This is a genomic window from Enterobacter cloacae complex sp. 6730903 (assembly GCF_048283985.1).
In the GTDB taxonomy this organism is placed as follows: domain Bacteria; phylum Pseudomonadota; class Gammaproteobacteria; order Enterobacterales; family Enterobacteriaceae; genus Enterobacter; species Enterobacter hormaechei_C.
In genome coordinates this window covers 118,255-130,606 of sequence record NZ_JBLVXX010000001.1, presented here as the reverse complement: position 1 = coordinate 130,606, position 12,352 = coordinate 118,255, and the positions used below count along the sequence as shown (strand labels likewise).

At 58.1% G+C, this 12,352-nt stretch carries 8 protein-coding genes; 4 read left to right on the top strand and 4 right to left on the bottom strand.

The annotated features are described in order from the left end of the window. Positions 1–100: 100 nt before the first annotated feature. Positions 101–1,051, top strand: coding sequence for a transaldolase (gene tal / locus ACNQ0W_RS00575; protein ID WP_062933268.1), 951 nt, complete (start codon positions 101–103; stop codon positions 1,049–1,051). A 19-nt stretch (positions 1,052–1,070) separates the two neighbouring features. Beyond that, the gene (gene tkt, locus ACNQ0W_RS00570) at positions 1,071–3,059 is read left to right on the top strand and encodes a transketolase (protein WP_015572216.1); all 1,989 of its coding nucleotides are present in this window, start codon (positions 1,071–1,073) and stop codon (positions 3,057–3,059) included. Positions 3,060–3,154: 95 nt separating this feature from the next. On the opposite strand, the gene ACNQ0W_RS00565 is transcribed toward tkt, so the two are convergent. The 3 genes from ACNQ0W_RS00565 to aegA all read right to left on the bottom strand — a co-directional run bounded on the left by ACNQ0W_RS00565 (position 3,155) and on the right by aegA (position 6,942). Then, positions 3,155–4,198 (bottom strand): DUF1176 domain-containing protein, encoded by a 1,044-nt coding sequence (locus ACNQ0W_RS00565; RefSeq protein WP_062933269.1) that lies wholly within the window; start codon positions 4,196–4,198, stop codon positions 3,155–3,157. Between the two features lie 106 nt (positions 4,199–4,304). Beyond that, a complete protein-coding gene (gene nudK, locus ACNQ0W_RS00560; protein ID WP_062933270.1) occupies positions 4,305–4,898 on the bottom strand; it encodes a GDP-mannose pyrophosphatase NudK in 594 nt (197 codons plus the stop codon). A 67-nt stretch (positions 4,899–4,965) separates the two neighbouring features. Beyond that, entirely contained in the window at positions 4,966–6,942 is a 1,977-nt protein-coding gene (gene aegA, locus ACNQ0W_RS00555; RefSeq protein WP_074135718.1) for a formate-dependent uric acid utilization protein AegA, read from the bottom strand. A 152-nt stretch (positions 6,943–7,094) separates the two neighbouring features. On the opposite strand from aegA, the gene narQ reads away from it, so the two are divergent. Continuing rightward, complete coding sequence (narQ, locus tag ACNQ0W_RS00550) at positions 7,095–8,789, top strand: nitrate/nitrite two-component system sensor histidine kinase NarQ (protein WP_417933160.1); 1,695 nt, start codon at positions 7,095–7,097, stop codon at positions 8,787–8,789. Positions 8,790–8,930: 141 nt separating this feature from the next. Next, on the top strand, positions 8,931–12,044 hold the full coding sequence (acrD, locus tag ACNQ0W_RS00545) for a multidrug efflux RND transporter permease AcrD (RefSeq protein ID WP_116329926.1): 3,114 nt from the start codon (positions 8,931–8,933) through the stop codon (positions 12,042–12,044). Between the two features lie 109 nt (positions 12,045–12,153). On the opposite strand, the gene ypfM is transcribed toward acrD, so the two are convergent. After that, positions 12,154–12,213, bottom strand: a complete 60-nt coding sequence (gene ypfM / locus ACNQ0W_RS00540) for a protein YpfM (RefSeq protein WP_015572204.1) — start codon at positions 12,211–12,213, stop codon at positions 12,154–12,156. Positions 12,214–12,352: the final 139 nt, after the last annotated feature.

Here is a 12,352-nt window from a genome sequence, read left to right as displayed (position 1 = left end):
CCTCCCCCGTCTGCTATGCTTTTTTGTTAAGTCCATCATGATTTTCTCAGAAGTGTGACCTGACGCACTCGACTAACTCTTTTATTTCCAAGGAGTAATTATGAACCAGCTAGACGGCATCAAACAATTTACCACCGTGGTTGCAGACAGCGGCGACATTGAGTCGATTCGTCACTACCAGCCGGAAGACGCGACCACCAACCCCTCGCTGCTGCTCAAGGCGGCCGGTCTTGCGCACTTTAGTCATCTGATTGATGACGCCCTTGCCTACGGCAAACAGCGCGGGAAAACGCAGGAGCAGCAGGTCGCCGAGGCCAGCGACAAGCTGGCGGTCAATATCGGTGCGGAAATTCTTAAAAGCATACCGGGACGCGTCTCCACCGAAGTGGATGCCCGCCTCTCATTCGATCAGGAAAAGAGCATTAACAAGGCTCGCCGCCTGGTGGAACTCTACCAGGAGCAGGGGATCGATAAGTCACGCATCCTGATCAAGCTTGCCTCCACCTGGGAAGGCATCCGCGCGGCGGAAGTGCTGGAGAAAGAGGGGATCAACTGTAACCTGACGCTGCTGTTCTCCTTCGCCCAGGCGCGCGCCTGCGCCGAAGCGGGCGTGTTCCTTATTTCACCGTTTGTCGGGCGTATCTACGACTGGTATCAGGCGAAACAGCCGATGGACCCGTATGTGGTGGACGAAGATCCCGGCGTGAAATCGGTGCGGAATATCTACGATTATTACAAGCAGCACCGCTACGAGACCATCGTGATGGGGGCCAGCTTCCGCCGCACCGAGCAGATCCTCGCGCTCGCGGGCTGCGACCGGCTGACCATCTCCCCTGACCTGCTGAAAAAGCTTCAGGAGAGTGAAGAGACGGTGATCCGCAAGCTGGTGCCAACCTCTACCGTTCTGCCGAAACCAAAACCCATGACCGAAGCGGAATTCCGTTGGGAGCACAATCAGGACCCAATGGCCGTGGAAAAACTGGCGGACGGCATCCGTCAGTTCGCCGTCGACCAGCGCAAACTCGAAGATCTTCTCGCCGCCAAACTTTAACCTTGCCACGGAGTGAACTATGTCCCGTAAAGAGCTCGCCAACGCCATTCGCGCCCTCAGCATGGATGCCGTACAAAAAGCCAATTCCGGCCACCCTGGCGCCCCCATGGGTATGGCTGATATCGCCGAAGTGCTGTGGAACGACTTCCTGAAGCACAACCCGACCGACCCGACCTGGTACGACCGCGACCGTTTTATTCTTTCCAACGGGCACGCCTCGATGCTCCTCTACAGCCTGCTGCACCTTTCCGGCTACGATCTGCCGCTTGAGGAGTTAAAAAACTTCCGCCAGCTGCACTCCAAAACGCCGGGCCACCCGGAGATCGGCTATACGCCGGGCGTTGAAACCACTACCGGCCCGCTGGGCCAGGGGCTGGCGAATGCCGTTGGCCTGGCGATTGCCGAACGTACGCTGGCTGCGCAGTTCAACCAGCCTGACCACGAGATTGTCGATCACTACACCTATGTCTTTATGGGTGATGGCTGCCTGATGGAGGGGATCTCCCACGAGGTCTGCTCGCTGGCGGGCACCCTGGGGCTGGGCAAGCTGATTGGCTTCTACGATCACAACGGCATCTCCATTGACGGGGAAACCGAGGGCTGGTTTACCGACGACACGGCGAAACGCTTTGAAGCCTATCACTGGCACGTGGTGCACGAGATCGACGGTCACGATCCTGAGGCGGTGAAAAAAGCGATTCAGGAAGCGCAGAGCGTGAAGGACAAACCGTCCCTGATCATCTGCCGCACCACCATCGGCTTCGGCTCGCCGAACAAAGCGGGCAAAGAGGAGGCGCACGGCGCGGCGCTGGGTGAAGAGGAAGTGGCGCTGACCCGCCAGAAACTGGGCTGGAAACACCCGGCCTTTGAGATCCCAAAAGAGATCTACAAGGCCTGGGATGCTCGCGAAACAGGTGAAAAAGCGCAGCAGGCCTGGAACGAGAAGTTTGCCGCTTACAAAAAAGCGTATCCGGAGCTGGCGGCTGAGTTTACCCGCCGCATGAGCGGCGGCCTGCCGGAAGACTGGGAAGAGAAAACCCAGGCGCTGATTGAAAACCTGCAATCCAACCCGGCGAAAATTGCCACCCGTAAGGCATCACAAAACACCCTGAACGCAATTGGCCCAATCCTGCCCGAACTGCTGGGCGGCTCGGCGGATCTGGCGCCAAGTAACCTCACCATCTGGTCCGGCTCTAAATCTCTGAAGGAGGACATTGCCGGGAACTACATCCACTACGGCGTGCGCGAGTTCGGGATGACCGCCATTGCCAACGGCATCGCCCACCACGGCGGCTTCGTGCCGTACACCGCCACCTTCCTGATGTTTGTCGAATATGCCCGTAACGCGGCGCGTATGGCGGCCCTGATGAAGGCGCGGCAGATCATGGTGTATACCCACGATTCCATCGGGCTGGGTGAAGACGGGCCGACGCACCAGGCGGTGGAGCAGCTGGCGAGCCTGCGCTTAACGCCAAACTTCAGCACCTGGCGTCCGTGCGATCAGGTTGAAGCGGCAGTGGGCTGGAAGCTGGCCGTAGAGCGTCATAACGGACCTACGGCGCTGATCCTGTCGCGCCAGAACCTGGCGCAGATCGAACGCACGCCGGAGCAGGTGAAAAATATCGCCCGCGGCGGGTACATCCTGAAAGACAGCGGCGGCAAGCCAGACGTGATCCTGATCGCCACCGGTTCCGAGGTGGAAATCACGGTAAAAGCGGCGGAGAAACTGACCGCTGAGGGTCATGCGGTGCGCGTGGTTTCCCTGCCTTCAACGGATATCTTTGATGCTCAGGATGAGGCGTACCGCGAATCGGTGCTGCCTTCAAACGTCGCGGCGCGCGTGGCGGTTGAAGCTGGCATTGCCGACTACTGGTACAAATATGTGGGTCTGAAAGGGGCAATTGTCGGGATGCATGGTTACGGTGAATCCGCCCCGGCCGACAAGCTGTTCCCGTATTTCGGGTTTACCGTTGAGAACGTGGTGGAGAAGGCGCTGAGCGTGCTGTAATGCGATCTGCGTTGCCGGGTGGCGGCTACGCCTTACCGGGCCTACAAATCGCTAAAACGTAGGCCGGGTAAGCGACAGCGCCACCCGGCAAAACCCTACCTTGTGATCCACAGCGTGGGCCAGGCATCTGGCCCATTCCAGTTATCACAGCTTGGCTCTTCCGCGTAGCGTACCAGGCGGAAGCGCTGGCCGTTAAAACGCCAGCGGGTCTGGATCCCACAGTCGCCAATCCCGCGTCCCAGCGCCAGCGTGGTCAGCTCGCGCGTTTTTTCATCGAAGCTGGCATTCATCAGCTCCATGTCGCTACTCTGGCTGGAAGGGGTAAACGGCAGGCGCAATCTCACGCTCCTGGCCGCAAATGGTTTTTTACGCGACACCAGCCACGCCAGGTCGACGGTGTTGTACGCCCCCGCCTCACAGCTGATGATCATCAGCGCTTTGTCATCGGTCAGCGCGGTCACGCGCACTTCACGCCGGTTCGGATCGAGAGAGCACTGGCTGTGGTTCATGCGCCAGGTACCATAATCCAGCAGATCGTTGAGTTCGTTATGCGTCAGCGGCGTTGGCGTGGGGTTCACCACCGCCACCTTTTTTAATGCCGGCGCAGGCGGCACGCTCAGCGGTGGACTATCCCCTTTTTTAATCCATGCCGTTTCACTTCCGACGCGTTTTTGCTGGGCATCGATAAACAGCAGCGCCGCTTTTAGCCCGGCCAGAGAGATTGTCTGCTTCCCCCCGCGCAGGGTCAGCGCCTGCCCTTCCTGAATGGTTTTCAGAAACGTGGTGATGGTGGCCGTATCGTCTGTTTTAAGATGCCAGGGGGTTAACTGCCAGTGTTGCGACGTGAGTTTAAGCGGCACATTGTCGAGCAGCAGGCGCGGGGCGATGTCAGGCTCTTTCACCGGAGGCGCTGAAAGCCCGCCGAGATCGATGCGCAGGCTGGCGTCCGTTTTTGCCCCCGCACTGCGGCTCAGCGTCATGACCAGACCGCGATGCTCGCCGGTGTTGCGCGCTACGCAAAAGTTCTGGTTATTGCAGGTCACCTGCCAGTCTGAAAAAGACTGCTGCGCAGGCGCAGCCCACACCCGAGGCGCGGGAAGCACGCAAATGAAGAAGAGAAGAAAAACGCAGTAGCGCATGAACGGCACAGCCCCGGAAACGAATAGGTCAATCTGGGGCGTATCTTCGTGCCCTGGGCGGGCTGGCTCAATCGGATTTATCGGATAGATTTATCTGAAATACAACTTATCGCGCTGCCGCCGCCGCATTCATCAGCCCGCTGGTTTGCAGATACTGCAACAGGATCACCGCTTTACCGTCGCGGATCTCGCCGCGTTTCACCATGTCAACAGCCTGCGCGAAAGGCATTTCCAGCACTTCAATGTCTTCATCGTCCACGCCGCCGCCCCGGTGCGTGCGCTGGGCATCGGTATATTCCGCAATGAAGAAGTGGATCAGCTCGGTAACCCCGCCAGGGGACATAAACAGCTCAAAGACTTTCTGCACCGCCCCCACTTCAAAGCCCGTCTCCTCAATGGCTTCTTTGCGGATACACACTTCCGGCTCATCGTCATCCAGCAGACCTGCACAGGTTTCAATCAGCCGTCCGTCCGCGTTGCCATTGACCCATGTCGCGATGCGAAACTGGCGGATCAGCACCACGCTTTGCTTTTCACGGTTATACAGCAGAATGGTTGCACCATTGCCCCGGTCGTAGACTTCGCGTTTATGGCGAATGACTTCCCCGTTCTTACGGGTGAGATCGTAAGTGATGTTACGCAGGACAAAGTAATTTTCAGAAAGGATTTTGTCTTTAATAACGCTAATGTTCAGGGACATACGGGCTCCACGGCAAAATGAGTCTGTTTATACTACGCCGTGAAGCCCGCTTTGTCGCCCGTCTGCGTTAATGCATGTTGCGCGGCGGCACGCCAAGCCAGTCCATGATCCCCTGCGCGGCATGACGCCCTTCCGCCATCGCGGTGACCACCAGATCCGCACCGCGTACCGCATCACCGCCAGCAAAAATCTGCGGATTCGAGGTCTGGTAGCGATAACGGCTCTCCACGGAGGCCCTGATGCGCCCCCAGTCGTCGGTGTCGACGCCCTGCGCCTGAAGCCACGGCATGGCGTGCGGATTAAACCCAAACGCCATGATCACCGCATCCGCTGGCATAACAAACTCACTGCCCGCCACCGGGACAGGACGCCGCCGCCCCTGCGCATCCGGCTCGCCCAGACGGGTGCGCAGCATCCGGATACCGTTGACCTTCCCGTCAGTATCCAGCGTGAGCTCAACCGGCTGGACATTAAATTCAAACGCCGCGCCCTCTTCTTTCGCGTTTTTAACCTCTTTCTTTGAGCCCGGCATGTTGGCCTCGTCCCGCCGATAGGCGCAGGTGACTTTCGCCGCGCCATGCCGCAGCGCGGTGCGCACGCAGTCCATCGCCGTATCGCCCCCGCCGAGCACCACCACGTTTAACCCTTGCGTGTCGATAAACGGCTCGTCTGCGGCAGGGTCAAGGCCCATCACGTTCCGCGTGTTTGCCACTAAAAACGGCAGCGCGTCGTACACGCCCGGCGCGTCTTCGTGAGGGATACCCGCTTTCATGGAACGATAGGTCCCTACGCCGATGAACAGGGCATCGTAGTCGTTTTGCAGTTGGGTCATCGACACGTCTTTTCCCACCTCGCAGTTCAGCTCGAAGCGGATACCCATCGCGCTGAATATCTCTCTGCGCCGCGCTAACAGGGATTTATCCAGCTTGAAGGCAGGAATACCAAAGGTCAGCAATCCACCGATTTCCGGATGGCGGTCGTAGACCGTCACACCGACGCCGCTGCGCACCAGTACGTCGGCGCAGGCCAGCCCTGCCGGACCGGCACCGATGATGGCGACGCGCTTACCGACCGGCTTAACGTGGCTGACGTCCGGCGTCCAGCCCATCGCCAGCGCCCGATCCGAGATATACCGTTCGATATTCCCGATGGTTACTGCCCCTGACGCATCCCGCAGGGTGCAGGCGCCTTCACATAATCGATCCTGTGGGCAGACGCGGCCGGTAATTTCCGGTAAACAGTTAGTCTGGTGAGAAAGCTCAGCCGCACCGACGATATCCCCCGCCCTGATCCGCTCAATCCACTGCGGAATGTGGTTATGCAGCGGGCAGGTCCACTCGCAAATGCTGTGCTCGCCACATTTCAGGCACCGGGATGCCTCGCGCTGCGCCTGTTCCGGGCGAAACGGCAGGTAGATCTCGTTAAAATGGCCTGCACGTGCTTCGGGGCTGAGCTTATCCGGCTCACCGCGCGCCGGGGTGTTTTGCATCTGTTGCCGTTTGGTTTGCGGAGAGACTGACTGAACCGCCTCGCTGTGCCACGGCAGCGCGTCCAGCCTTGCACTGCGCTGTCGGCGCTGCTTAACCAGCTTATCCAGTACGGCTGGGGTGGCGAGCGTAAGCACCTCCGCCGGGCAGTTTTCAACGCAGGCCGGGCCTTGCGGCCTTTCCAGACAGAGGTCGCATTTGTGTGCCGAGGCCTTTACGCTGTCGTTTTCCAGCGGGGCGATCAGCATGTCCATCGTGCCAAACGGACAGGCCACCACGCAGGCTTTACAGCCAATGCATTTTTGTTGATTGACCTGTACGCTGTCGCTGTGTTGCGTGATGGCTCCGTTCGGGCAGCTTTGCGCGCAGGGCGCGTTTTCACAGTGGTGGCAGGTCACGGGGCTTTTTCGCAAGCCTGAGGTAAGGACCGTAATGCGGGGATGAAAATGGCGCTCGCTCAGCGCGTGCTGCTCCCCGTTGTGCGCCATCACACAGGCAACTTCGCAGGCGCGACAACCGATACACTGTTGAGCGTTGGCCATAATAAAACGATTCATAACAACACCTGTTTTTGGTTCAATAACCTTATTCTTTCTATTGTTATCGTATTTACCCACAGCGGCATGGCGACGCAATGTTCAAATGCCCAGGAAGGCGAACTATTTCCAGTGAACCTGTGGCAGATCAATTTAATTCAGGAAGCTGATGAGTGACCGTTAAACGCCCCGTATCGGGAAGCCTGGCTCGGGCTTTCTTTTCGATGATTGTCTTGTCCGTTCTGATCAGCGCCATTGCGCTGGTTACACTCGCCAGCAGCCAGCGCGACGCCGAGGCGATTAATATCGCCGGTTCGCTGCGTATGCAGAGCTACCGCCTGGGCTACGAAATGCAGCGCGCCAGCCCGTCGCTGGCGGAGCACCGCGCGGTCTGGCAGAAAACGCTGGGCGCGCCTGCGTTGCAGAAGCTAAACCGGTGGTATGTGCCTGAGGACGTCAAACAGCGTTACCAGCAGTTGCACCTTGGCTGGCAGGAGATGGACACGCGCATCGCCAGCGGCGATACCGGGTGGTATCAGAACCACATAGAGGATTTCGTGGGCCGGATAGATGCCTTTGTGCTGGCGCTTCAGCACTACACCGAACATAAAATTCAGCTGGTGATTTGCATGTCGCTGACGGGCGGCCTGGGCATTCTGCTGCTGGCGGTGGTGACCCTGCGGCGCATCCGCCGCCAGGTTGTGCTGCCGCTGAATAATCTGGTGGCGGCAAGCGAGCGTATCGAACAGGGGCAGTTCGATACCCCCGCGCCGGATACTATGCTGCCCAACGAGCTGGGCCAGCTTTCACGCGCCTTCAACCATATGTCGGCGGAATTACACACTTTGTACCGCTCCCTTGAGCACTCCGTTGCCGAAAAAACCCGCCACCTGAATGAAGCGCATCAGCAGCTCGAAATGCTGTTCAAATGCTCACAGGCGTTGAATACCGGGCAGATAGACAGCCACTGCTTCCGGCATATTTTGCAGATTGTGCATGACTATACGCAGATGAATTACCTGCAATTGCGCACCAGTGACGACTGGCAGCTTTACGAAGGACAGGAATCCCCGGGCGAGAAAATGCACACTTTACCGGTGTTAATGCAGGACACCCTGTACGGCGAACTGCGCTGGCAAAGCGCGACCGGGGATGTTCCGCTGCCGCTCATGGAAAGCGTGGCGACGATGCTGGGCCGGGGGCTCTATTTTAATCAGGCGCAGAAACATTATCAGCAGCTGCTGCTGATGGAGGAGCGCGCCACCATCGCGCGCGAGCTGCATGATTCGCTGGCGCAGGTGCTCTCCTATTTGCGTATTCAGCTTACGCTGCTGAAGCATGCCGTGCCGGGCGACAATGCGCCGGCGCAGACCATCATCACGGATTTCTCTCGCGAGCTGAATAACGCCTGGCATCAGCTACGCGAGCTGCTCACCACCTTCCGCCTGACGCTCAATCACGCCAATCTTCCTGCCGCGCTACAGGAGTCTCTCGACGGGTTGCAAAGCCAGACCCGCGCGAAGCTGGTGCTCGACTGCCGTCTCTCATCGCTGGCGCTGGACGCGCAAAAACAGGTGCACCTCTTACAGATTGTGCGTGAGGCAGTGCTGAATGCGATTAAACATGCCGGCGCCAGCGAGATTGTGGTCAGCTGCGTCACCACCGCGGACGGCACTCACACGGTCACGATCCGCGACAACGGCATTGGTATCGGCGACGCCAGTGAACCGCCGGGGCATTACGGGCTGAATATCATGCGCGAACGCGCGGGACGGCTCGGCGGGACATTACACTTTTCTCAGCCGCCACAGGGCGGGACACAGGTCAGCGTGACGTTCCGGACGCCTGCGGCGCAGGCTGAAAAATAGCGGGAAAGAAGGCGCGCTGAAAAAAGCGCATGATAATTTACATTATCTCCTTTATTTCTCCACGTTTGACCTGGGCCTTACCGCTAAAGTTAGGCGGGCAATAAACAATAATGACGTGCAGCAAAACGAGGTCACACTTTAATGGCGAATTTTTTCATCGATCGCCCCATTTTTGCCTGGGTGCTTGCAATCCTGTTGTGTCTGACGGGTGTCCTGGCGATTACTTCCCTTCCTGTTGAGCAATACCCTGACCTCGCGCCCCCCAACGTGCGTATCACGGCGAACTACCCTGGCGCCTCGGCACAGACGCTGGAAAATACCGTCACCCAGGTTATCGAGCAGAACATGACGGGTCTCGATAATCTGATGTACATGTCCTCGCAGAGCAGCGCCACGGGCCAGGCGACGGTAACCCTGAGCTTTACGGCGGGCACGGATCCGGATGAAGCGGTGCAGCAGGTGCAAAACCAGCTGCAATCGGCCCTGCGTAAACTGCCTCAGGCGGTGCAGAACCAGGGGGTGACCGTGCGTAAAACCGGTGACACCAATATTTTGACCATCGCGTTTGTTTCAACCGATGGCTCAATGGATAAGCAGGACATCGCGGACTACGTCGCCAGTAATATTCAGGACCCGCTCAGCCGTATCAACGGCGTGGGGGATATCGACGTCTACGGCTCGCAGTACTCCATGCGTATCTGGCTGGATCCCAACAAGCTGAACAGCGTGCAGATGACCGCCAAAGATGTCACTGACGCTATCGAATCGCAGAACGCCCAGATTGCCGTGGGGCAGCTCGGCGGTACGCCGTCCGTGGATAACCAGGCGCTTAATGCCACCATCAACTCGCAGTCGCTGCTCCAGACGCCTGAACAGTTCCGCGATATTACTCTGCGCGTGAATCAGGACGGTTCGGAAGTGCGTCTGGGGGATGTCGCCACCGTGGAAATGGGGGCGGAAAAATATGACTACCTGAGCCGCTTTAACGGCAATGCCGCGTCCGGGCTGGGGGTGAAACTGGCCTCCGGCGCCAACGAAATGGCGACCGCGCAGCGGGTCTTAGAGCGTCTGGATGAACTGTCGCATTACTTCCCGCACGGACTGGAGTACAAAGTCGCCTACGAAACCACCTCGTTCGTAAAAGCCTCCATCGAAGATGTGGTGAAAACCCTGCTCGAAGCTATCGCGCTGGTGTTCCTCGTGATGTACCTGTTCCTGCAAAACTTCCGCGCCACGCTGATCCCCACTATTGCGGTGCCGGTGGTGCTGCTGGGCACCTTTGCGGTGCTGTATGCCTTCGGTTACAGCATCAACACCCTGACCATGTTCGCCATGGTGCTGGCCATCGGCCTGCTGGTGGATGATGCCATCGTGGTGGTGGAAAACGTTGAACGCATCATGAGCGAGGAAGGGCTTTCGCCCCGCAAGGCCACGCGCAAATCGATGGGACAGATTCAGGGCGCGCTGGTCGGTATCGCCATGGTGCTGTCGGCGGTATTTATCCCGATGGCATTTTTTGGCGGCACCACGGGCGCGATTTATCGCCAGTTCTCGATCACCATCGTTTCCGCGATGGTGCTCTCCGTACTGGTGGCGATGATCCTTACCCCTGCCCTGTGCGCAACGCTGCTCAAACCGCTGCATAAGGGCGAACACCACGGTCAAAAAGGCTTCTTCGGCTGGTTTAACCGCATGTTTAACCGCAATGCGGCGCGCTATGAAGCGGGGGTGGGTAAAGTTCTGCACCGCAGCGTACGCTGGATGGTGGTTTATGTCCTGCTGCTCGGCGGCATGGTCTTCCTGTTCCTGCGACTGCCAACCTCGTTCCTGCCGCTGGAAGATCGCGGCATGTTTATCACCTCCGTACAGTTACCGAGCGGCTCGACCCAGCAGCAGACCCTGAAAGTGGTGCAGAAGGTTGAGAACTACTTCCATACTCAGGAGAAAGATAACGTGGTTTCCGTCTTCTCCACCGTCGGCTCTGGCCCTGGCGGTAACGGGCAGAACGTGGCGCGTATGTTTGTGCGCCTGAAAGACTGGGACCAGCGCGACAGCGATACCGGCTCCTCCTTTGCCATCATTGAGCGTGCAACCAAAGCGTTCAACAAAATCAAGGAAGCGCGCGTTTTCGCCAGCAGCCCGCCCGCCATCAGCGGCCTGGGCAGCTCAGCCGGGTTTGATATGGAGCTTCAGGATCACGCGGGTGCCGGGCATGACGCGTTGATGGCTGCTCGCGATAAACTGCTGGAGCTGGCCGGGAAAGATCCGCAGCTTACCCGCGTTCGTCATAACGGTCTGGATGACAGCCCTCAGCTACAGGTGGATATCGACCAGCGTAAAGCGCAGGCGCTGGGCGTCTCCATCGACGACATTAACGACACCCTGCAAACGGCATGGGGCTCAAGCTACGTGAATGACTTTATGGATCGCGGCCGCGTGAAGAAGGTCTACGTTCAGTCTGCCGCCAAATACCGCATGCTGCCGGACGATATCAACCGCTGGTATGTGCGCAATAACACCGGCGGCATGGTGCCGTTCTCGGCATTTGCGACGTCACGCTGGGAGACCGGTTCACCGCGTCTGGAGCGTTACAACGGCTATTCGGCGCTGGAGATTGTCGGTGAAGCCGCGCCGGGCGTGAGTACCGGTACCGCAATGGACATAATGGAAAAACTGGTTCAGCAGTTACCGACCGGCTTTGGTCTGGAGTGGACGGCGATGTCCTACCAGGAACGGCTTTCCGGCGCGCAGGCGCCTGCCCTGTATGCCCTTTCGCTGCTGGTGGTGTTCCTCTGCCTGGCGGCGCTGTATGAAAGCTGGTCAGTGCCGTTCTCGGTGATGCTGGTGGTGCCTCTTGGGGTCATCGGCGCGCTGCTGGCAACCTGGATGCGCGGCCTGGAAAATGATGTCTATTTCCAGGTCGGACTTCTCACCGTAATCGGATTGTCGGCGAAAAACGCCATTCTGATCGTCGAATTTGCCAATGAGATGAATGCCAAAGGTCACGAACTAATGGCCGCCACGCTGCACGCCTGTCGTCAGCGCCTGCGTCCGATCCTGATGACCTCTCTGGCGTTTGTGTTTGGCGTCCTGCCGATGGCCACCAGCTCCGGCGCAGGCTCCAGCAGCCAGCACGCGGTGGGAACGGGCGTTATGGGGGGAATGATTTCCGCGACGATTCTGGCTATCTATTTCGTACCGCTGTTCTTTGTGCTGATACGCCGTCGTTTTCCGCTGAAGGATAAGCCGGAATAACCCGTTGAAATAAAAAAGGCGGCTTTACAGGCCGCCTTTTTATTATGTGATTCGTTCACACTATGGTTATTTTAGTTAATTAAGTGCTCTTGCATTTCTTACTGGAAATTCATTTACGAAGCATGCCTTCGATAAAATCTTTCCAGTTCCCCAGTTCACGTTCAATCATAACAACCTCTCTTATTATTATGCGCATTCTACGAAAACGTATCATCATTGTGAAGCCACTTTAACCGATTGCTGTGATTGAGCCCCGCTGTGCTGGTAGGTTTAGGATCACTATGAGCGTTGCCGGGTAAATTTTATGT